This is a genomic window from Caulobacter mirabilis (assembly GCF_002749615.1).
GTDB lineage: Bacteria > Pseudomonadota > Alphaproteobacteria > Caulobacterales > Caulobacteraceae > Caulobacter > Caulobacter mirabilis.
Genome location: NZ_CP024201.1, coordinates 694,664 through 713,201 on the forward strand (window position 1 = coordinate 694,664; position 18,538 = coordinate 713,201).

Consider the following 18,538-nt stretch of genomic DNA (forward strand, 5'->3'; position numbering starts at 1 on the left):
GCGAACCTCTCGCGGAGGGAAGGCGATGGCAAGCCCCGAGGATCAGACTCCGAAGGTCACCGAGCCGTCGTCGCCCAGCCTGAAGCCAGGGTTCCAGACGATGTCCCAGGCGTGGTCGTCCGGATCGGCGACATAGCCCTGCAGCCCGCCGAACGGCGGCTCGACCGGCGGCTTCAGGAGCGTCCCGCCGTGGGCGGCCAGCCGGTCGAGGATCGGCCGCACCTCTTCCCGTGTGCGGACGTTGTGGCCGAGCGAGAAGGGCGCGCGACCGACGCCGAGCGGGCGGCGCATGTCCTCGGCCAGCTTGTCGTGCAGCCAGGTTCCCAGGACGAAGCCGTTCATCTGGTAGAAGACGATCTCCTCGTTCTCGAACACCGGCCTCCAGCCGAAGCCGTCGACGTAGAAGCGCTTGCTGCGGATGAGGTCCGCCACCCCCAGGGTGACGACGGAGAGTTGCTGTTGGAACGCCATGCGGCCTGCCTTTCATGTCCCGACGACGCCCGGCGCGGGATGCGCGGGCGGCGTGTCACGGGACTTGGCGCGGGAGCGCCAGACAGAACCTCCGGAACGCTCCGGAGGCGGCCGGGCTAACCACACCGGCGCCGCCTTTCTTGACGGCCCCAGGCTAGCGGGTCGACCCGACCGGTCAAGCCGCGGCGGCGCGCAGCATGGGCTGGCGGCGGCCGTAGGTCAGGCTGCGCCAGAGCCATTCGACAGGGCCGAAGCGGAAGACACGCAGCCACAGCATCGCGAAGGCGGCCTGGGCCGCGGCGATCGCCAGGACCAGCAGCCAGAGCTGCGGCCAGTTCAGCTTGCCCCACAGGCCCAGGCCGAAACCGCCGAACAGCAGGGCGCAGACAAGGCTCTGACCCAGGTAGCCGGTCAGGGCCATGCGGCCGTGGGCGGCCAGCGGCGCGAACAGCCGGATCGGCAGGGCGCGCCAGGCCAGGTGGAACAAGCCTATGTAGCCCAGCGTATGCGCCGTGCGGCCGATCTGGCTGGTCAGCTCCGTTCCGGCGGTCGCCGCGCCCAGGTTCTTCCACATCGCCCAGACCTCGACCGCGTTCAGGGGCAGGGCGACGCCGAAGCCGACCGCCGCCATCCATCCGTAGAAGCGGGTCGACGCCTTGCCGTTCAGGATCCCCAGCCGCAGCAGCGCCATGCCGATCAGCATGAAGGCGGCCGCCTCGAGCACCCACCAGACCGTGCTGATGTCGAAGGTCCAGTCCCAGGTCAGGCGGCTGATATAGACGAGGTTGGTCAGGTAGCCGGCGGTCCGCACCGCCTTCTCCGCCAGATAGCCGGGCGTCTCGCGGGTCAGGATCTCGGGCTTGCCGACGCCGAACACATCGATCGCCCAGACCGAGAGGACGGCCAGGGTGATCGCCGCGACGACCAGCAGGGTCCGCTCCCGCAGCTTGGCGAACGGCAGGATGACGAAGGCGGCCAGACCATAGACCAGCAGGATGTCGCCCGGCCACAGCAGCAGCGTGCCGTTGACCGCGCCGAACCCGACCAGCCAGAGCGAGCGCTTCACGAACAGGCCCGTGCGACCCGCGCGCGCCTCCGCCCCCTGGGCCTCGCGCAGGAACAGCAGCATGCCGGCGCCGAACAGCATCGAGAACAGGCCGCGCATGGCGCCTTCGATGAACAGGTTCTGGACGAGCCAGATACGCCAGTCGGGATTGGCCAGATCAGGCCGTCCGAACGGCTGCGGCCAGTCCAGCATGGCGCCGAAAGCGACGATGTTGACCAGCAGGATGCCGACCAGCGCGAAGCCGCGCAGGGCGTCGATCGAGGCGATGCGTTCACCCGGGGCCGCGGGGGCGTTCAAAATGCTCACTGGTCGCCTGCTCCCCCGGATCGAGCGCCCCAGATGTGGCGCGAGGGGAGGGTTCGCAAGGCCCGGCCTCAGCCGAGACGCCAGCCGTCGATCGGACGCACCGTCGCGCAGCTGGGTTCGCCCTTCCGGTCCGTTCCCGGGAAGGCCGCCGCGAGCGGTCGGCCGGTCTCCGCGGCCTGCCGGACCAGGTCAGCCGGAATGTCGGTGAGAAAGATCTTCCCCCGTCGGGTCCAGGGCGTGTCGTGCTGTCCCGCCAGCGTGCCGACGCGATAGTAGACGAACCGCTTGGGGCCTTCGCGGCGGACGTAGGGGCCGAGCCAGCGCGGCGAGCCGTCCGGATTGCTCCCGAGGCGCAAGGGAACATCGAACGTCAGGTCGGCGCCGGTCGAGAGGGCCTGCGCCACCGGCGTCTCGTCGCCTTCCTGCAGCGAGAACATCACCCCGGCGGGCGGAGTGACGAGCGTGAAGCGCAGGGTGAGGGTTTGCTCGGTCATGGGCCGACACCATGCCATCGTGGGCGGGTCGTGCAACAACCCCCGCTTGCGCGGCGACGCCCCCTGTGGCGAAACTTCCAGCATGGCCGACCTGATGCAGAAGCGCTGTCTCTACTGCGGGACGTGGAACCAGTTTCCGGAGGCGCGGCTGGCCGACGGCCCCAAGTGCGGCGAGTGCAAGCTGCCGCTCGTCGCCGGCCCGCCCGCGGCGCTGGACGACGCCGGGTTCGCGGCCGAGTTGGCGCGCAACGACGGGACGCTGATCGTGGATTTCTGGGCGACCTGGTGCGGACCCTGCCGCTCGTTCGGCCCTGTATTCAGGCAGGCCGCCGCCGACTACGGCGTCCGCGTGCGCTTCGCTACGATCGACGTCGACACCGTGTCGGGGACGCCGCAGCGCTACAATGTCGGCTCGATCCCGACGATGATGGCCTTCCGCGACGGCCGCGAGGTCGACCGCGTGATCGGGGGGCTGACCGGCGCCCAGCTCGACCGCTGGATCCGGGGCGTCGCCGGCCTGCCGCCGCTGCCGGACAAGCCCCGCCCCCGGCCGCCGCGCCCTGGCCATTGATGTCCGAAAACCGCGAGACTCCGGCCGCCGAGAGGCCGATGATCGCGACATGGACACCCCGACGCCGCCGATCGATCTGGACCAGGACGCCTGCTACCGCGCGGTCGAGACGCGCGACCCTCGCTGGGACGGCCGCATCTTCGGCTGCGTGAGGACGACGGGGATCTACTGTCGCCCGGTCTGTCCGGCGCGGACGCCCAAGCGCGAGAACATGATCTTCTACCCCTCGGCGGCGGCCTGTGAGGAGGCGGGCTTCCGCGCCTGCCTGCGCTGTCGGCCCGAGACGGCGCCGGACATGGGGGCTTGGCGGGGCAGCTCGAACACCGTGTCGCGCGCGCTGGCGTTGATCGAGCTGGGCGCCCTGGACTCCTCCAAGGAAGACGGGGGCGACGTCGACGCCTTGGCCGGCCGGCTGGGGGTCGGCGAGCGGCAGCTGCGCCGCCTGTTCCGCCAGCATCTGGGCGCCTCGCCTGTGGGCGTCGCCCAGACCCGCCGCGTGCTGCTGGCCAAGCAGCTGATCCACGAGACCGACCTGCCGATGGCCGAAGTGGCCCTGGCCGCCGGCTTCGGCAGCGTGCGACGCTTCAACGAGACCTTCCAGCGGCTGTACGGCCGGCCGCCGTCGGCGCTGCGCCGTCGCGAGACGCCGCGCGACGGGCGACCGGGCGCGGTGACTCTGAAGCTCCGCTATCGGCCGCCCTACGACTGGGACAGTCTGATCGGCTTCCTGGCCGCACGGGCGATTCCGCTGGTCGAGGTGGTCACGCCCGGCCGCTATGCCCGCACCATCAGTTTCGACGGAAGCATGGGGACGGTCGCGGTCAGCCGCGCCGGCGGCGACCAGCTGACCGTCGAGGTCCGTTTCCCGAAGATGACCGCCCTGCCGCAGATTCTGGCGCGGGTGCGGCGAGTGTTCGACCTGACCGCCGACCCCGCGACGATCGAGACGCACCTGGGCCGCGATCCGACCCTGGCCGCGATGATCGCCGAGCGGCCGGGCCTGCGCGCGCCGGGCGCCTGGGACGGGTTCGAGGTCGGGGTCCGCGCGATCCTGGGCCAGCAGATCACCGTGTCCGCCGCTGTGAAGCTGGCGGGGAAGCTGACCGCCGAATATGGCGCCCCCCTGCCGGAAGACTGGGCCGAGCCGGGCCTGACCCTGGCCTTCCCGGAGCCTGAACGGCTCGCCGAGGCGGACATCGCCGGCCACGGCCTGATGCCCGGCGCGAGGGCGCGGGCGATCTCGTCGATGGCGGCGGCGGTCGTCGCCGACCCCGACCTCCTGGGCGCCCGGGCGACGCTCGAGGAGGCGGTGGCCGCCCTGCGCGCCCTGCCGGGCATCGGCGAATGGACGGCGCAGTACATCGCCATGCGTCAGCTGCGCGAGCCGGACGCCTTCCCGGCCGCCGACATCGGCCTGATGCGGGCGCTGCAGGACGAGGCCGGCGTACGGCCGACTCCGGCGCAGCTGCTGGCGCGGGCCGAGGCCTGGCGGCCCTGGCGCGCCTATGCCGCCCTGCACCTGTGGGCGAGCGATCCGCAGGCGCCCAAGCCCAGCGTCGTAAAGGAGGCCGCCGATGCCCGCCGCGCGGCCTGAACGCCTGATCCGCGATGTGATGGACACCCCGATCGCCCCGATCCAGGTGATCGTCGATCCCGGGGGCGCGGTGCGGATGCTCGATTTCGACGCCGACAGCCCGCGCGTTGAGCGCCTTCTGAAGCGCTACTACCCTGGCGTTCCGGTGGAGCCCGGGGCGGCGCCGGCCGAGGTTCGCGCGGCGCTGACGGCCTATTTCGAGGGCGAGATGGAGGCGCTGGCGCGTGTGCCCTGGCGCGTCGTCGGCACCGACTTCCAGCGCACCGTCTGGAACGCCCTGACCGTCATCCCGGCCGGCGAGACCACGACCTACGGCGCCCTGGCGGCGAGGATCGGCCGCCCCGCGGCGGTGCGCGCCGTCGGCCTGGCCAACGGCGCCAATCCGATCGGCGTCGTCGTGCCCTGTCATCGGGTGATCGGCGCGGACGGCTCCTTGACCGGATATGGCGGCGGCCTGCCGCGCAAGCGCTGGCTGCTGGCGCACGAAGCGCGCGCGGCGGGACTGCTCTAGGGCGTCTTGAACAAATGGGGAACAATGCTACGCCTTGGCGTAGAGGAGTTCGCCATGCCCAAGATCGATATCGACCAGATGCCGCTCTACGAGGGGACGGGATACCCGCCGCCGATGGATGAGCGCTGCAAGCTGCGGTCGGCGCGCCTGCTGTCGCGAGGCATGGGGCTGGACAAGGTCGGGGTGAACCTGATGACCGTGCCGCCCGGACAGTGGTCGTCCCAGCGTCATTGGCACGACGACGAGGATGAATTCGTCTGGGTCGTTTCCGGAGAGGTGGTGCTGGTCGAGGACGGGGGTGAGACGATCCTGCGGGCGGGCGACTGCGCCGCGTGGAAGGCCGGAGTGGCCGACGGTCATCACCTGCAGAACCGCTCGGATCGCGATGCGGTGCTGCTGCAGGTCGGCAATCCAACCGATCCGGCGACCGAGACCGTCGACTATCCGGACCTGGACCTGATCATCCGTCCCGGCGGCGAAGGCTACCGGCGGCGGGACGGTTCGCTCTATCCGGCCAAGGCCTAGAAACCGCCCCAGTAGTCGCCGGAGAGCGGCGTCTCGACCGGGCGCCCCGTCTCCGCCAAAGCCTTGCGGGCCTCGGGCCGGTCCAGCATCGCCTGACGGCTCCGCTCGAACGCGGCGCGGCCCGGCGCGACATAGGTCGGGGGCCGGGTGATCCAATACGGATCCAGCCCGCCGGCGCGGTGTTGTTCGGACCTCAGCCGCCAGGCGAGCAGGTCGCCCGCCTCCTCCACATGGCCGAGGCACAGCAGGGCGAGGCTGAGCGGCCCCGGAACGTCGTCGCGGGTCTTGCGCAGATCGGCGACGATCGTCTCGGCGCCCTTCGTGTCGTTGGACGCCATGGCGCAGGCCCGGCGGCCGTCCAGCCAGGCGCGGCCGGCCGGCGTCAGGTAGTCTCGGTCGAGCGCATTCAGCACCGTTGTCGCCTCGCGCCCTTTCCGCTCGTCGGTGAGCAGCCCGGCCAGCGCCAGCCCGGCGTCGAACGCTCGGGTCGGAGAACTCGCCGCCGCTGCGCGGTAGGACGCCTCGGCCTCGGCGACCTTGCCTAGATCCAGCAAGGCGCCGCCGACGGCGACCCGCAGCAGTTCCTCCTGAGCGCCGGCGTCGTCGAAGCGCTCGCCGTCGTCCAGGCGCGCCGTATAGGCCTGGCCGATCAGGACGGCCTCCTCGGAGCGCCCCAGGGCGCGCAGCATTTCGAGCGCATCGACGGCGGGCCGCAACTGGTCGGGGAGGTCGGTCATCTCGGTTCGCGCCCGAGCCAGCTGCGCCTCGGCCAGGGCCGTCCAGTCGAACCGTTTTTTGGCTTCCCACGACGGCCAAAGGGTCGCGAAGCGGCGGTCGCCGGCGATCATCAGCAGCACGTAGAGCTCGTCCGCCTTGTCCACGGCCCGGGCAGCCTCCGCGGTCTGTCCGCGGTCGGCGAGCAGCCGGCCATAGGCGAGCGCCCATCCATTGCGCGCCGCGCTCTTGCTGGCCGGCTTGTCCCAGGGCAGCTCGACCAGAGTCTTCAGGACCTTGAGCGACAGATCCGGATCGCCAGGGACGCCATTCGCGAAGCCGGACACCAGCTCCGGCTCCCAGGTCGCCGCAACGGCGGGCGATTGTTCGGCGAGCTCCAGAAAGCGGCGTGCGGCTTCGGCCTTGTCGTCGCGCTGAAGGGCTTCGGAGATGCGCATCGAGTAGACGGCGGCCAGATCCGAGGGTTCCGACGCGATGGCTTCAAGCCGGGCGGCGGCGTCGAGCGCCACCGGCGGCTCCTTCACCTCGGCGCAGATCATCAGGGCGAACAGGAATTGGCGCCGCACCTCGACCTCGATCCGGTCGAAGCGCGGATCCGCGAGCAGGGTCTGCATGCGAGGCAACGTGGCGGGACAGGCGCTCTCGAAATCGCTGAACGCCTGGACGGCCACGGCCGAAACCTCGTCCTGGAGGCGCAGAAGATCCATTCGCCTCGCCAGCGACTGGGCCTGGGCCGCAGTGGCGCTGATCAGGACGACGAGTCCCGCCGTCGTGGCGAGGACCTTTTGGAGACGCATAGTCACAACCCCGAGCCAGAAGGGCTCGGGCGCAGTTCAGGCGCCGTGGGGGGCGCCGTCAAGCGGCCGTCAGCGGCGGCGCAGGCCGACGTAGGTATCCTGCATGTCCATGCAGGCGCTGCGCAGGTGGTTCCACGGAGAGGCGTCGGTGATTCCGTTACGGTCGAGCACGGCGCCGCCTTCGGTCCGGCCCTTGTCGACGACCTCGGCGACGCTGGCGATCGCCACCTCGCGTGTCACCTGGCGATCCTTCACCAGGCGGTCGACCGCGGCCTGGAAGAACGATACGCCCTGCGCCTTGGCCGCGTCCGCGCGCTGAGTGTCGCCTTTCGCCGTCAGATAGTTGCTGGTGGCGCCGAAGAAGCCGGAGCAGTGCGCCTGGAGCACCCAGTAGGGCTTTTCGCGCATGCTCTCCGTCAGCAGGGAACTCCCTCGGTAGACGAGGTCCCGTCCTGTACTGGCGGAGGCCGTAGCCGAGCCGGCGGAAGCCAGGAGCGTGGCCGCCAGGATGATATGTACGCTGCGTCGCATGATTGACTCCCCCAAGAGCATCCGGGCGCATGCTGCATCCGGATGCTTCGGGGCGCAACGGGGCGGCCCGAGTTGACGCGCGTCGACCGTCTATTTCCTGCGTTTTTTCGGTTTGGCGGCCGTGTCCACGACCGCGCCGGTGGCCGCGCCGACCACGGCGCCGGGCGGGCCGGCGACCACGGCGCCGGCGATCGCGCCGGTGGCCGCGCGCTGTTCCATGTTGTGGCCGCAGGCGGCGAGGCCGGCGGCCGACAGGCCGAGCGCGGCGAGCGAGAGCAGTGTGCGGGCGGGCATGGCGGTGTCCTTCGATGACGTCCCTGGCCGGTGCAAACGGCCGACGCGGGCTCCTGTTCCCGCCCGGATGGCGCGATCCGACGGCGCGCAATGCAACGTCTTGATCAATAAGGATTTGTTAGGAAGATCGCCGTTCGATGATCGCGGAGATTGTGCTGCAGTGCAGCATTGGCTTGCGAATCGTCCACATTGGCGCCATAAACACCCGTATAAGGCGGAATTCGGCCAGCTCGTGATACGGCCAAGTTCCCGCTTTCGCGGCCCTGATTGAGATATGTTCCAAGGGTCCGAAGGCGTCGATGACGGGGGGCGGGAAGCCCTCGCCGCATAGGACACGAAATCTTTGTTCTCCCTTTCCCAGACGCGTGCGTCCGCACGCGCGCTGGCCGGAGTCGTCTTGACCGGGTCCACCTTGGGCGCGGTCTTCGGCGGGCTGCTCGGCGGCGCGTATCTTGCGGGCGGCATGGCCCAGGCGGCCGCGCAGCACCAGCGCGTCACGAAGCTCGCCGACGTCGCCTCGGGCGGCTACGCCGACGAGGACCTACAGCGGGTGGTCGACCGGATGGACGACTCTGCTCTGTCCATCGCCCGTCGACACGATCCCTATGTCAGCGCCGGTTCGGCGCAACGCGACCGCCAGGCCGCTCTGTTCGCCGCGCGCCTCGAGGCGCATGGCGCCGGCGCCAACTCTGAAACGCAGAACCCCCCGATGTTGTTGCGCGCCAGTCTCGGCGGCGCCTTCAATCCCGCGGCGCGGCCGTTTCGTCTGGGCGGCGCCCTGGAAGAGTCGCGCGACCTCGAGTGCCTGACCCAGGCCGTCTACTACGAAGCTCGCGGCGAGACCCCGGCCGGCCAGGCGGCCGTCGCCCAGGTGGTCCTGAACCGGGCGCGGCACCCGGCCTTCCCGAAATCGATCTGCGGCGTGGTGTTCCAGGGCGCGTACGGCGCCGGCGCCTGCCAGTTCAGCTTCGCCTGCGACGGTTCGATGCGGAAGCGCCGCGAACCCGGCGCCTGGCAGCGCGCCGAGCGCGTGGCCGCCAAGGCTCTGTCCGGCGCGGTGATGAACACGGTCGGGACCGCGACCCACTTCCACACGGTCAACGTCTCGCCCGGCTGGGGTCCGCGCCTGGTGCGCGTCGGTCAGGTCGGTCTGCACATCTTCTACCGCTTCGGCGGCCGCCCTGGCGCGCCGGACAGCTTCGACCGCACGCCGGATCGTTCCGGCCCGGGCATCGGCGATCGTCCGATCTACGCCTCGGCGAGCAAGCCCGAGGGCCCGGTGCCCTACGCCAGCCTGCAGCCGGCCAAGGACGCGGTGTTCATCGCGGCCACGGCGATGAAGGCGCCGGTGATCGAACTGGTCGAAGGCGGTGTGGGCGGCCAGGCGGGCAAGGCTCCGGAGCCGGCCTCGGCGCCGAAGCCGGCCAAGCCGGCCAAGGCCGAGGACGCGGCTACGAAGACTGAAGCATCGACCGGAGCTGCTTCCTGACGGCGCCGGGCATGAAACGGGCGGCGAAGCGCATTCGCTTGCCCGCCTTGCCCACGATGTAGTGCAGATCCTTGCCGGGCTGAGCCGCCCGCCAGATGACGGCGGCGGCCTCCTCGACCGTATAGACCTCCGAGCCGCCGGCGCGGATGCTGTCGGCGATGTTCTCGTTGCCGCCCTGTGACCCGGCCCGCAGGATCGGCGTGTCGACGAACCACGGCATGATGCAGCGCACCGCCACGCCGTGGCGGCTCCATTCGATGTCCAGCGCTTCGGACAGGCCTTTCACCGCGAATTTGGTCGCCGAATAGACGGCCATCTTCGGCGCGCCGAACAGCCCGGCGCAGGACGCCACGTTGATCAGCGTCGACCCCGGCGTCGCCTTCAGCATCGGCAGTGCGGTCCGCGCGCCGTTGATCACGCCGGTCACATTGATGTCGATCTGGCGGTCGACCTCGTCGTCGGTCTGGTCCTCGAAGAAGCCGAAGTGGGCCACGCCGGCGTTGTTCAGCAACGCGTCGAGCCGGCCGTTCGTCGTTTCGCCGAAGGCCGTCAGGGCCGTCGTCCAGGCCTGGCGATCGCGAACGTCCAGCCGGAAGGTCGCGCCGTTGTCCGGTCCGATCTCCGCCAGGGCCGCCGCCAGTCCGCCGGCGTCGATGTCCGACAGGCCGACGAACCAGCCCTCCCGCGCGAAGCGCTTCGCCGCGGCCAGGCCGATGCCGCTGGCGGCTCCGGTCACGAAGATGCTCCTACGGCCGTTCGCGGTCGCCATGTCGTCCCCTCCCACAGAGCCTTGCACCGATCAGACGGCGCATTCCGCTTGCCGGTCAAGCGCGACGCAGCGTCATCATGGACGACGCAGCCTCCTGGAGACCGCCATGTCCGACAGCCGCCGCGACCAGCTTTCCCGCCAGCTCCTCGACGTCGCCTACGCCGACCTGCCGCCGATCAAGCAGAGCGTCATCGACCTGATGGTCGATGAGCGGCCGACCAGCATGGCGCCGGGGCTGAAGGGCAAGGACGGCAGCTTCTGGGAGCGGCTGGCCGACCAGGTCGCGGCGGTGGGCGGCAGCTGGGGCTTCATCTTCAGCTTCCTGGGCGTGCTGCTGGGCTGGATGGCCCTGAACCTGCTGCTGGCGACGAAGGCCTTCGATCCCTATCCCTTCATCTTCCTGAACCTGATGCTGTCGATGCTGGCCGCGATCCAGGCGCCGGTGATCATGATGAGCCAGAACCGCCAGGCGGCGAAGGATCGCCAGGCGGCCGAGCACGACTACACCGTCAATCTGCGCGCCGAGCTGGAGATCATGCGGCTGCACGACAAGCTCGACGCGCTGCGCCAGCAGGAGGTCCTCGATCTGGTCCGCTGCAACAACGAACTGCTGGAGCTGCTCAAGGAGCAGAAGATCGAGATCGCCGCGCTGCGGGGACGGTAGGCGCGCGCCTCAGGGCTTCAGAGTCGCCTCCAGGAACGCCAGCATCTTCGGCCAGGCGTCCAGCTGCGCCTGGGCGTTGGCGGCGGCGCTCCCGCCGCCGTGAGCGACCTGGCCGATGGTCGGGGCCCAGCCGTCGCCACCGACGTCATGGCCGGCGTCCGGGTAGATCAGCGCGGTCGTTCTCAGGCCCTTGGCCTTGCGGGCGATCTCGACGTTCCGGGCCATGCGGCCCGACTCCCAGAGCGTGTCGCGGCCTCCGGCGATCAGCATCAGGGGGCCCTCGTAGTCCTCGACGCGGATGCGGGCGGCGGCCTCGCGCTCGGGGAACTTGGCGCGGCCGTCCTCGTGGATCTTGCGCAGGTCGGCCCTGTCGCCCAGCTGCAGTCCCTCGACGAAGCCGACATAGGGCATGAAGGGCAGGGCCTTGCCTTCGAAGGAGAAGGACGAACGCGCGCCCTCGGCTTCGACCATCTCCAGACCCCAGCCCTCCCAGACCAGGTCCGACGGGGCGAAGGCGACGACGGATGTCAGCCAGGGGTACTTGCTGGCCGCGATCAGGGCGAACTCCGCGCCCTTCGAACCGCCGAACAGGGCGATGCGCGAGACGTCGACGCCGGGCGTCCTGGCCAGCTGCGCACGGAGGTCGGCGATCTGGTCCACGCGGATGTCGATGAAGCTGCCGGGCAGGTCCTTGATCGCCTTGGGCGGGCCGTACTGGCCCCAGTCCGGCGAGTAGTAGGGCAGGCCGACCACCGCGTAGCCGAGCGAGGCCAGTTTGCGGCCATAACGCTCCGAAGCTTCGGTGTTGCCCTCGGCGCCATGCAGGATGACGACCACCGGGCGCGGCTTGTCGCCGGGGAGGCGATAGAGTCTGGCCGCCGGGAAGCCGGGGACGGCCTCGTCCGTCACGCCGGGCTGGAAGCCGAGCAGGCGGGTCATGCCGGTCGCGACCGGCGCGCCTGCCGTCGAGGCGGTCAGCCGCACTTCGCCCGTCTTCCAGTCGGCGGGAACGGGCGCCTGGGTCGGCTTCATCGACCAGAACAGGCCGGCGGGGTCGGCGCCCCGATAGTCGCCGCCGGTCGGGGCGGACTTGGCCAGGTCGATGCGGCCGCGGCTGTCGGCGGTGAAGGTGGCGGCTGAGCGATAGACCGCGGCGGGGCGGCCGAAGCGGCGTTCGGCGGCGATCTCGACCGTCTGGCCGGGTTTGAGACTCGTCAGGGCGACAGAGACGGGCCGGCCCTGCAGGACGTCGCCGGCGGGGCGGATATCGAAGGTCTGGGCCCCGGCGGGGGCGGCGAGGGCCAGGGCGGCGGCGAGGAACGCGAACTGATGACGAGCAGACATGCGGGGTCCTCCTGCGCGACGGCGCAGCTGTTGTGGTTCTTGGGGCGTCGGGATGAGGAAGCGGGGACTCAGCCGGGCGGCGGGGTCTTCCAGAAGAAGACGTCTTCCACCCGGCAGCCGAAGACCAGGGCCAGCTTCATGGCCAGCTCCAGCGACGGGGCGTAGCGGCCGCCCTCCAGCGAGATCACCGTCTGGCGCGTCACGCCGACGGCCTCGGCGAGCGCCTGCTGGGTCATCTCGCCCCGCTCGAAGCGCAGGCGGCGGATGTGGTTGCCGATCGCCAGCTCAGGCATCGCCGTCCGCCGGGCGGTTGGCCAGCCAGTAGCCGACCAGGCGGCCGGTGAAGTTGGCGACGATCAGGAGCTGCAGGATGACGATCATCCAGTTGCCCATGACGAAGGTCAGCATGTCGCGGCCGATCAGCACCTGGCCGAAGCCGAGCAGCAGGGCGGCGGCGGTCAGGACCGCCATGGCGGCCCAGAAGGCGACCCGGTGGCCCAGGGCGGCCATCTCACGATCGCGTTCGTCCCGGCTGCGCTGGCGCGGGCGGATGATGAACCAGCCGGCGAAGGCGGCGAGACCGAGCAGCCAGTTGTCGCCGGACGCCGGGCCGCCCCCGATATGCAGATCGGCGCCCGACGCCAGCGACGTGGCGAGGTGACCGCAGGTGACCGAGGCGCCGACCATCACCTGCCAGGCGGCCCGTTCCTCGGTCGCCGGGTCGTCGCCGGCCGCTCGGGCCTTCCGCTCCCAGTACAGGCGCACGGCCACGGCGAGCGCGAGCAGCAGCGCCGCGCCGACCCAGCCGGGCGTCAACGGCGGGAAGGCCGGCGCCGAGGCCAACAGGGCGCCGAAGCCGAGGCTCGCCGCCAGCACGAGGAAGATCCTGACCATACGCCCCACATTCGAAGTTGAATGTAAGGTGTAGATTACATCATGTAATGTCAAGCGGACATCATCGATGCACGAAAAGGCCGCCGGCGTCTCCGCCGGCGGCCTCGTCGTTTCGGCGATCGTCGAGGGCTACATGCGCTCGATGATGATGGCCGGAGCCATGCCGCCGGCGGCGCACATGGTGATCAGGCCGCGCTTCTTGCCGGTCCGCTCCAGCTCGTCGACCATGGTGCCGATCAGGATCGAGCCGGTGGCGCCGATCGGGTGGCCCAGGGCCATGGCGCCGCCGTTGACGTTGACCTTCTCACGATCGAGACCGAGGTCGCGGATGAACTTCTCGGCCACGACCGAGAAGGCCTCGTTGATCTCCCACAGATCGATGTCGTCGACCGTCAGGCCGGCCTTGGCCAGCACCTTGCGGGCGGCCGGGACCGGGGCGTTCAGCATCAGGGTCGGGCTGTCGCCCTGGTTGGCCATGGCCACCACGCGGGCGCGGGGCTTCAGGCCGTTGGCTTCCGCATATTTGGGCGAGGCCAGCAGCAGGGCCGCCGAGCCGTCCACGACGCCCGAGCTGTTGCCGGCGTGGTGGAAGAACTGGATGGCGAGGTCGGGGTAGACCGCGTTGATCAGTTTGCGGAAGGTCGTGCCCTGATTGTCCAACGGCACGTCGGCCATGGCTTCGAACGACGGCTTCAGCGAGGCCAGACCCTCGGCGGTCGTCTGCGGACGCGGGAACTCCTCGTGGTCGAGGGCCAGAGAGCCGTCCTCGAAATAGACCGGCACCAAGCTCTTCTCGAAGCGGTTCTCGGCGATGGCCACCGCGGCGCGCTGCTGGCTGACCAGGGCGAGGGCGTCGAGCGCCTCACGGCTGATGCCCTCCATCGTGGCGATGGCGTCGGCGCAGACGCCCTGGTGCGACTGCGGGTGCTTGGCGCGCAGGCGCAGGTTGCCCTGGTCCATGGTCACCGGGCCGTCCTCGGGGGAGCGGCGGTTCGGCATCGACATCATCTCGCAGCCGCCGGCCACGACCAGGTCCGACATGCCCGACATGATGGTCGCGGCGGCGAAGTTCACGGTGGTGATGCCCGACCCGCAGAAGCGGTCCAGGGTCACGCCGCTGGAGCGGATGTCGTAGCCGGCGTCCAGCGCCGACATGCGGCCCAGGTCTCCCGCGGCCGGACCGCGCTGGCTGCTGGTGCCCCAGATCACATCGTCGACTTCCGCCGTGTTGATGTCGTTGCGCTCGGCGATGGCCTTCAGGACCGTGGCGCCCAGCTGCTGCGGGTGGATCGCGTGAAGGGCGCCCTTGCCGTACTTGCCGATGCCGCGGGGGGTCCGGGCGGCGTCGATGATCCAGGCTTCGCTCATGTCGTGTTCCTTCCGGGTCTCGTGTTCTTGTTCTGATGTCTAGCGGGGGGTCATGCGGATGGCGCCGTCCAGTCGGACGTCCTCGCCGTTGAAGTAGCCGTTGGTGATCATGGTGTGGGCCAGGTGGGCGTACTCCTCCGGCACGCCGAGGCGGCGGGGGTGCGGCACCTGGGCGGCGAGGCCGGCCTTCACATGCTCCGGCGCGCGGCCGAGCAACGGGGTGTCGAAGATGCCGGGCAGGATGGTGTTCACCCGGATGCTCTCGTTGCTGAGGTCACGGGCGATCACCAGGGTCATGCCGACCACCCCGGCCTTCGAGGCGGTGTAGGCGACCTGACCGATCTGGCCGTCCTCGGCCGCGACCGAGGCGGTGTTCACGATCGCGCCGCGCTCGCCGTCGTCCATCACCGGCAGCGTCAGCATGCCGGCCGCGCTCTTGGTGATGCAGCGGAAGGTGCCGATCAGGTTGATGCCGATGATCCGCTCGAAGTTGTCGAGGGGGTATTCCTTGATCTCGCCGGTCTGCTTGTCGCGCGAGACGGTCTTGGCGCCGCCGCCGACGCCCGCGCAGTTGACCAGGATCCGCTCCTGGCCGATCGCGGCCCGGGCCTTGGCGAAGCCGGCGTCGACCTCTTCCGTCGAAGCGACGTTGACCTTGCAGAAGACGCCGCCGAGCTCCTTGGCGAGCGCTTCGCCCAGCTCTTCGTTGAGGTCGAAGACGGCGACCCGGACGCTGTCGGCGGCCAGCCGCCGCGCCGTGGCGGCCCCGAGGCCGGAAGCGCCGCCGGTCACGACGGCCGAAATGCTTGAATCGAGCTTCATGGCTTTTCTCCCTGAGAACAGCCTTAAGCGGGGTCGCGTTACGTCAGCCTAGAGCCTTGTTGACGCGTCCGGAAACCTGGACCGTCCGAATGGGACACGCACCGTTCCGGAGCATGTCCCCGGTCGGCCCTAAAGCTTGAGCAGATACACGTGCTCGCCGTCCAGGATGGTCTCGCCCTTCTGGTTCACGACCCAGGCCCGCATGGCGACCACGCCGGTGGTGCGCTGCCGCTTCAGCTCGGTGATCTCCAGGGCCGGATAGAGGGTGTCGCCGGGATAGGCGCTCTTCAGCACCTTGGCCTTGACCTCGATCATGCCGAGCAGGGCGTCGCCGATCTCGTGCGGGAACAGGCCCGCGCCGGCGGCGGTGAAGCACAGCACCTGCAGCCCATGGGCCAGCGGCCCGGGATGGCCCAGCGCGCGGCAGTACTCGACGTCGTAGTGGATCGGGTGGTTGTCCAGGCTGACCGCCTGGAAGGCCGCGAAGTTGCCGTCGCCCAGGGTGCGCGACGGCAACGGATAGCGGTCGCCGACCTTCAGGTCGTCGAACGTCTTGGCCGGAACGACCCGGTGATGATCGTAGATCGGCGGAAGGGACATACGGGCCTCCAGGAAAGCGGTTCGCATGCTTAGCAAACCAAGGCGGCGGCTCCCTAGGCCGCTCGCGCCCGCCGGAGCGCCTGGGGCGGTTGGCCGAAGGCGCGGATGAAGGCGCGGCGCATGCGCTCGGCGTCGCCGAAGCCTGTCTCCAGCGCCACGTCCTCGACCTGAAGGGGCTGGGAATCGAGCAGGGCCCGGGCGGCCTCGACGCGCAGCCGCTCGACGGCCTTGGCGGGGGTGAAGCCGGTCTCGGCGGCGAAGGCGCGGGCGAAGTTGCGCTCGCTCATCGCCGCCCGGTCGGCCAGTTCCTCGACGGTCAGCGCGTTGCGCAGGTTCTCGCGCATCCAGACCAGCAGCGGGTCGAACCGGCCGCCGGCCTCCATCTCCAGCAGGGCCGAGAACTGCGACTGACCGCTGGGGCGGCGATGATAGACGACCAGTTGCTGAGCGGTCTTGCGGGCGATCTCGTCGCCCAGATCGTCGGCGATCAGGGCCAGGGCCAGGTCGATCCCCGCGGTGATGCCGGCGCTGGTCCAGATCGGACCGTCCCGGGTCCAGATCCGGTCAGGTTCCAGCCGGGCGCCTGGGTAGCGTTTGGCGAAGTCGGCGGTGCGCGCCCAGTGGGTGGTGCAGCGTCGGCCTTCCAGCAGTCCCGCCTCGGCCAGGACATAGGCGCCCGAGCAGATGCTGGCGGTCCTGCGGGCGGTCGCCGCGGCGTCGCGGACATAGTCCAGCGTCTCGCCGCAGATGGCCGGCCGCCGCGTGCCTTCGCCGCCGGAGATCATGAGCGTGTCCAGCCGTGGCGCCGCCTCCAGAGCCTCGGCCGTCATGCCGACGCCGGAAGAGCTGCGGACCACGCCGGCCTCCTTGGCCAGAACTCGAAGGACGTAGGCGCCGGGGACATAGCGGGCGGCGATCTCGAACGCCGAGATCGGTCCGGCCGCGTCGAGCAGCTGGAAGTCGGGGAAGATCAGGACGCCGATCGTGCGCATGGCTGTAAACGAGGGATGTCTTTCATTTCTGCCGAACGCTAGCGCTGGCAGGTTGCCGTCGTCAACCGGAGGCGTCCCCATGACCGACAAGAGCCTGCACATCGTCTTCGCCCTCTATCCGGGGGTCACCCACCTGGACTTCACCGGCCCGCACCAGTTCCTGCAGCGCCTGCCGGGAGCGAAGGTGACAGTGGCCAGCGTCGAGGGCGGCGAGATGGAGGCCGACGGCCTGACCTTCGCCCGGCTGACGCCCTTCTTCGACATCGAGCGTTGCGACCTGATCTGCGTGCCGGGCGGCTTCGGTACGACGGAGGCGATGCTGGACGAGGTGTTCCTGGAACAGGTCCGCCGGCTGGCCGGGACGGCGACGTGGGTGACCTCGGTCTGCACCGGCTCGCTGGTGCTGGCGGCCGCGGGCCTGCTGCGCGGCAGGCGGGCGGCCTGTCACTGGGCCTGGCGCGACCAGCTGGCGCTGTTCGGAGCGATCCCCGACGCCTCGCGGGTGGCGCGGGACGGCAATGTCATCACCGGCGGCGGCGTGACGGCGGGCATCGACTTCGCCCTGACCGTGGCGGCCGAGATCGCCGGCGACGCCTACGCCCAGGGGCTGCAGCTGGCGCTCGAGTACGCCCCGGCGCCGCCGTTCGACAGCGGCCGGCCGGAATTGGCGCCGGCGCCGGTCCGGGCGCGGATCGAGGCTCTGTACGGCGCGGACATGCCGGTTCGCCTGGCGGCTGCGCAGCAGGCGGCGGCGAAGCTGAAGGAAACGGTCTAGCCCTGCGTGGCTCGGCACGCGGCCTGCGGCCGCTGCTCACCACGACTGGCGCACGATTACGGGGACATGTTCCGGCGCAGCCGGTACGTGTCCCCGACCGATCAAGGGGACACGCACGCTTCGCGAGCATGTCCCTGTTGAGCGATGCTATCCGATCACGACCGAGGTCATCGATATCGCAGCGACGATGTCGTCGTTGAAGAAGTCGACCGGTTCGCCCGCTTCAGCCGCGCCCAGGGTGTAGAGCAGCGGCAGGTAATGCTCGGCGCTGTTGATCGACAGGGCCGCGTCGGCCCCCAGGGCCTCCCAGTCGACGAGCGGCTGATGATCGTAGGCCTCGATCATCGCCTTGGCGCGGTCGTTGAAGCGCGGCGCCCAGTCGGGGATCGCGCCCGAGCGCCAGTCGACGGCGCGCAGATTGTGCACGATGTCGCCGCTGCCGACGATCAGCACGCCCTCGTCGCGCAGCGGCGCCAGCTTCCGGCCGGCCTCATAGTGCCAGGCGTTCGGCTTGGCGCGGTCGAGGCTGAGCTGAACGATCGGGACGTCGGCGTCCGGGTACATCGGCGCCAGGACGCTCCAGGCGCCGTGATCGAGGCCGCGGCTCGGGTGCTGCGCCACCGGATCGGGCGACAGCAGCTCGCCGACGCGGCGCGCCAGGTCCGGATCGCCGGGCGCCGGGTACCGGACGTCGAACAACGCCTGCGGAAAGCCGCCGAAGTCGTGAATCGTCGCCGGTCGGGGAGAGGCCGAGACCGCCGCGGCGCCCATCGTCTCCCAGTGGGCCGACACGCACAGCACCGCCCTGGGGCGCGGCAGCCGCCGACCGGCTTCCGCCCAGGCGCGGCGCCAGGCGTTGTCCTCGATCGCGTTCATCGGCGAGCCGTGGCCGAGGAACAGGACGGGCATGCGTTCGCTCATCGTGA

22 protein-coding genes are annotated in these 18,538 nt (G+C 70.3%); 7 read left to right on the forward strand and 15 right to left on the reverse strand.

The features are described 5' to 3' along the window. Nucleotides 1-42: 42 nt before the first annotated feature. The 3 genes from CSW64_RS03365 to CSW64_RS03375 form a co-directional block, all read right to left on the reverse strand. A complete protein-coding gene (locus CSW64_RS03365) occupies nucleotides 43-471 on the reverse strand; it encodes a VOC family protein (protein WP_099620773.1) in 429 nt (142 codons plus the stop codon). Nucleotides 472-646: 175 nt separating this feature from the next. Then, entirely contained in the window at nucleotides 647-1,843 is a 1,197-nt protein-coding gene (locus CSW64_RS03370; protein ID WP_099620774.1) for a DUF418 domain-containing protein, read from the reverse strand. 68 nt (nucleotides 1,844-1,911) lie between these two features. After that, complete coding sequence (locus CSW64_RS03375; protein ID WP_099620775.1) at nucleotides 1,912-2,337, reverse strand: DUF5990 family protein; 426 nt, start codon at nucleotides 2,335-2,337, stop codon at nucleotides 1,912-1,914. 82 nt (nucleotides 2,338-2,419) lie between these two features. Here CSW64_RS03375 and CSW64_RS03380 point away from each other — a divergent pair, with 82 nt between their 5' ends. From CSW64_RS03380 to CSW64_RS03395, 4 genes are read left to right on the forward strand one after another with little or no spacing between them, the layout of a single operon-like run. Then, on the forward strand, nucleotides 2,420-2,908 hold the full coding sequence (locus CSW64_RS03380; RefSeq protein ID WP_172448444.1) for a thioredoxin family protein: 489 nt from the start codon (nucleotides 2,420-2,422) through the stop codon (nucleotides 2,906-2,908). A gap of 49 nt (nucleotides 2,909-2,957) precedes the next feature. Next, a complete protein-coding gene (locus tag CSW64_RS03385) occupies nucleotides 2,958-4,502 on the forward strand; it encodes an AlkA N-terminal domain-containing protein (protein ID WP_099620777.1) in 1,545 nt (514 codons plus the stop codon). Then, the gene (locus tag CSW64_RS03390; protein ID WP_099620778.1) at nucleotides 4,483-5,013 is read left to right on the forward strand and encodes a methylated-DNA--[protein]-cysteine S-methyltransferase; all 531 of its coding nucleotides are present in this window, start codon (nucleotides 4,483-4,485) and stop codon (nucleotides 5,011-5,013) included. Before CSW64_RS03385 ends, CSW64_RS03390 begins: the two co-directional genes overlap by 20 nt. Before the next feature lie 54 nt (nucleotides 5,014-5,067). Beyond that, nucleotides 5,068-5,538, forward strand: coding sequence for a cupin domain-containing protein (locus tag CSW64_RS03395; RefSeq protein WP_099620779.1), 471 nt, complete (start codon nucleotides 5,068-5,070; stop codon nucleotides 5,536-5,538). Here CSW64_RS03395 and CSW64_RS03400 read toward each other — a convergent pair. The 3 genes from CSW64_RS03400 to CSW64_RS03410 form a co-directional block, all read right to left on the reverse strand. Then, complete coding sequence (locus CSW64_RS03400) at nucleotides 5,535-7,070, reverse strand: hypothetical protein (protein WP_150131319.1); 1,536 nt, start codon at nucleotides 7,068-7,070, stop codon at nucleotides 5,535-5,537. The two genes, CSW64_RS03395 and CSW64_RS03400, sit on opposite strands and share 4 nt — an antisense overlap. A 69-nt stretch (nucleotides 7,071-7,139) precedes the next feature. Continuing rightward, nucleotides 7,140-7,478: a hypothetical protein gene (locus CSW64_RS03405; RefSeq protein ID WP_099620781.1), complete on the reverse strand. Its 339-nt coding sequence runs from the start codon at nucleotides 7,476-7,478 to the stop codon at nucleotides 7,140-7,142. Nucleotides 7,479-7,691: 213 nt separating this feature from the next. After that, the gene (locus tag CSW64_RS03410) at nucleotides 7,692-7,895 is read right to left on the reverse strand and encodes a hypothetical protein (RefSeq protein ID WP_099620782.1); all 204 of its coding nucleotides are present in this window, start codon (nucleotides 7,893-7,895) and stop codon (nucleotides 7,692-7,694) included. A 397-nt stretch (nucleotides 7,896-8,292) separates the two neighbouring features. Between CSW64_RS03410 and CSW64_RS03415 the strand changes: the two genes are divergently transcribed. Continuing rightward, nucleotides 8,293-9,384, forward strand: a complete 1,092-nt coding sequence (locus CSW64_RS03415) for a cell wall hydrolase (RefSeq protein WP_245863818.1) — start codon at nucleotides 8,293-8,295, stop codon at nucleotides 9,382-9,384. Here the strand turns inward: CSW64_RS03415 and CSW64_RS03420 are convergent. Further along, nucleotides 9,347-10,153: an SDR family oxidoreductase gene (locus CSW64_RS03420; protein WP_099620784.1), complete on the reverse strand. Its 807-nt coding sequence runs from the start codon at nucleotides 10,151-10,153 to the stop codon at nucleotides 9,347-9,349. The genes CSW64_RS03415 and CSW64_RS03420 overlap by 38 nt on opposite strands. Before the next feature lie 106 nt (nucleotides 10,154-10,259). Between CSW64_RS03420 and CSW64_RS03425 the strand changes: the two genes are divergently transcribed. Further along, on the forward strand, nucleotides 10,260-10,817 hold the full coding sequence (locus tag CSW64_RS03425) for a DUF1003 domain-containing protein (protein ID WP_099620785.1): 558 nt from the start codon (nucleotides 10,260-10,262) through the stop codon (nucleotides 10,815-10,817). Between the two features lie 9 nt (nucleotides 10,818-10,826). On the opposite strand, the gene CSW64_RS03430 is transcribed toward CSW64_RS03425, so the two are convergent. The 7 genes from CSW64_RS03430 to CSW64_RS03460 all read right to left on the reverse strand — a co-directional run bounded on the left by CSW64_RS03430 (nucleotide 10,827) and on the right by CSW64_RS03460 (nucleotide 16,837). Next, nucleotides 10,827-12,161, reverse strand: coding sequence for an acyl-CoA thioesterase/bile acid-CoA:amino acid N-acyltransferase family protein (locus CSW64_RS03430; RefSeq protein ID WP_099620786.1), 1,335 nt, complete (start codon nucleotides 12,159-12,161; stop codon nucleotides 10,827-10,829). A 68-nt stretch (nucleotides 12,162-12,229) separates the two neighbouring features. Further along, nucleotides 12,230-12,454: a helix-turn-helix transcriptional regulator gene (locus CSW64_RS03435; RefSeq protein ID WP_099620787.1), complete on the reverse strand. Its 225-nt coding sequence runs from the start codon at nucleotides 12,452-12,454 to the stop codon at nucleotides 12,230-12,232. Continuing rightward, complete coding sequence (locus CSW64_RS03440; protein WP_099620788.1) at nucleotides 12,447-13,055, reverse strand: hypothetical protein; 609 nt, start codon at nucleotides 13,053-13,055, stop codon at nucleotides 12,447-12,449. The genes CSW64_RS03435 and CSW64_RS03440 overlap by 8 nt, the downstream gene beginning before the upstream one ends. Nucleotides 13,056-13,184: 129 nt before the next feature. Continuing rightward, complete coding sequence (locus tag CSW64_RS03445; protein ID WP_099620789.1) at nucleotides 13,185-14,423, reverse strand: acetyl-CoA C-acetyltransferase; 1,239 nt, start codon at nucleotides 14,421-14,423, stop codon at nucleotides 13,185-13,187. A gap of 39 nt (nucleotides 14,424-14,462) precedes the next feature. Beyond that, on the reverse strand, nucleotides 14,463-15,245 hold the full coding sequence (locus CSW64_RS03450; protein WP_099620790.1) for an SDR family NAD(P)-dependent oxidoreductase: 783 nt from the start codon (nucleotides 15,243-15,245) through the stop codon (nucleotides 14,463-14,465). 129 nt (nucleotides 15,246-15,374) lie between these two features. Next, nucleotides 15,375-15,845, reverse strand: coding sequence for a MaoC family dehydratase (locus CSW64_RS03455; RefSeq protein ID WP_099620791.1), 471 nt, complete (start codon nucleotides 15,843-15,845; stop codon nucleotides 15,375-15,377). 53 nt (nucleotides 15,846-15,898) lie between these two features. Then, on the reverse strand, nucleotides 15,899-16,837 hold the full coding sequence (locus CSW64_RS03460) for a GlxA family transcriptional regulator (protein WP_099620792.1): 939 nt from the start codon (nucleotides 16,835-16,837) through the stop codon (nucleotides 15,899-15,901). Between the two features lie 79 nt (nucleotides 16,838-16,916). Here CSW64_RS03460 and CSW64_RS03465 point away from each other — a divergent pair, with 79 nt between their 5' ends. Then, nucleotides 16,917-17,612, forward strand: coding sequence for a DJ-1/PfpI family protein (locus CSW64_RS03465; protein ID WP_099620793.1), 696 nt, complete (start codon nucleotides 16,917-16,919; stop codon nucleotides 17,610-17,612). Between the two features lie 147 nt (nucleotides 17,613-17,759). Here CSW64_RS03465 and ygiD read toward each other — a convergent pair whose 3' ends face one another. Next, nucleotides 17,760-18,533 carry a 4,5-DOPA-extradiol-dioxygenase gene (ygiD, locus tag CSW64_RS03470; protein ID WP_099620794.1) on the reverse strand — a complete coding sequence of 258 codons (774 nt, stop codon included), beginning with the start codon at nucleotides 18,531-18,533 and terminating at the stop codon, nucleotides 17,760-17,762. Between the last annotated feature and the right edge of the window lie 5 nt (nucleotides 18,534-18,538).

What these genes read in the sequence shown, in the direction of transcription:
- CSW64_RS03365 (WP_099620773.1), bottom strand. Translation starts at nt 471, where the DNA reads ATGGCGTTCCAACAGCAACTCTCCGTCGTCACCCTGGGGGTGGCGGAC.
- CSW64_RS03375 (WP_099620775.1), bottom strand. Translation starts at nt 2,337, where the DNA reads ATGACCGAGCAAACCCTCACCCTGCGCTTCACGCTCGTCACTCCGCCC.
- CSW64_RS03380 (WP_172448444.1), top strand. Translation starts at nt 2,420, where the DNA reads ATGGCCGACCTGATGCAGAAGCGCTGTCTCTACTGCGGGACGTGGAAC.
- CSW64_RS03385 (WP_099620777.1), top strand. Translation starts at nt 2,958, where the DNA reads ATGGACACCCCGACGCCGCCGATCGATCTGGACCAGGACGCCTGCTAC.
- CSW64_RS03390 (WP_099620778.1), top strand. Translation starts at nt 4,483, where the DNA reads ATGCCCGCCGCGCGGCCTGAACGCCTGATCCGCGATGTGATGGACACC.
- CSW64_RS03395 (WP_099620779.1), top strand. Translation starts at nt 5,068, where the DNA reads ATGCCCAAGATCGATATCGACCAGATGCCGCTCTACGAGGGGACGGGA.
- CSW64_RS03400 (WP_150131319.1), bottom strand. Translation starts at nt 7,070, where the DNA reads ATGCGTCTCCAAAAGGTCCTCGCCACGACGGCGGGACTCGTCGTCCTG.
- CSW64_RS03405 (WP_099620781.1), bottom strand. Translation starts at nt 7,478, where the DNA reads ATGCGCGAAAAGCCCTACTGGGTGCTCCAGGCGCACTGCTCCGGCTTC.
- CSW64_RS03410 (WP_099620782.1), bottom strand. Translation starts at nt 7,895, where the DNA reads ATGCCCGCCCGCACACTGCTCTCGCTCGCCGCGCTCGGCCTGTCGGCC.
- CSW64_RS03420 (WP_099620784.1), bottom strand. Translation starts at nt 10,153, where the DNA reads ATGGCGACCGCGAACGGCCGTAGGAGCATCTTCGTGACCGGAGCCGCC.
- CSW64_RS03425 (WP_099620785.1), top strand. Translation starts at nt 10,260, where the DNA reads ATGTCCGACAGCCGCCGCGACCAGCTTTCCCGCCAGCTCCTCGACGTC.
- CSW64_RS03430 (WP_099620786.1), bottom strand. Translation starts at nt 12,161, where the DNA reads ATGTCTGCTCGTCATCAGTTCGCGTTCCTCGCCGCCGCCCTGGCCCTC.
- CSW64_RS03435 (WP_099620787.1), bottom strand. Translation starts at nt 12,454, where the DNA reads ATGCCTGAGCTGGCGATCGGCAACCACATCCGCCGCCTGCGCTTCGAG.
- CSW64_RS03440 (WP_099620788.1), bottom strand. Translation starts at nt 13,055, where the DNA reads ATGGTCAGGATCTTCCTCGTGCTGGCGGCGAGCCTCGGCTTCGGCGCC.
- CSW64_RS03445 (WP_099620789.1), bottom strand. Translation starts at nt 14,423, where the DNA reads ATGAGCGAAGCCTGGATCATCGACGCCGCCCGGACCCCCCGCGGCATC.
- CSW64_RS03450 (WP_099620790.1), bottom strand. Translation starts at nt 15,245, where the DNA reads ATGAAGCTCGATTCAAGCATTTCGGCCGTCGTGACCGGCGGCGCTTCC.
- CSW64_RS03455 (WP_099620791.1), bottom strand. Translation starts at nt 15,845, where the DNA reads ATGTCCCTTCCGCCGATCTACGATCATCACCGGGTCGTTCCGGCCAAG.
- CSW64_RS03460 (WP_099620792.1), bottom strand. Translation starts at nt 16,837, where the DNA reads ATGCGCACGATCGGCGTCCTGATCTTCCCCGACTTCCAGCTGCTCGAC.
- CSW64_RS03465 (WP_099620793.1), top strand. Translation starts at nt 16,917, where the DNA reads ATGACCGACAAGAGCCTGCACATCGTCTTCGCCCTCTATCCGGGGGTC.
- ygiD (WP_099620794.1), bottom strand. Translation starts at nt 18,533, where the DNA reads ATGAGCGAACGCATGCCCGTCCTGTTCCTCGGCCACGGCTCGCCGATG.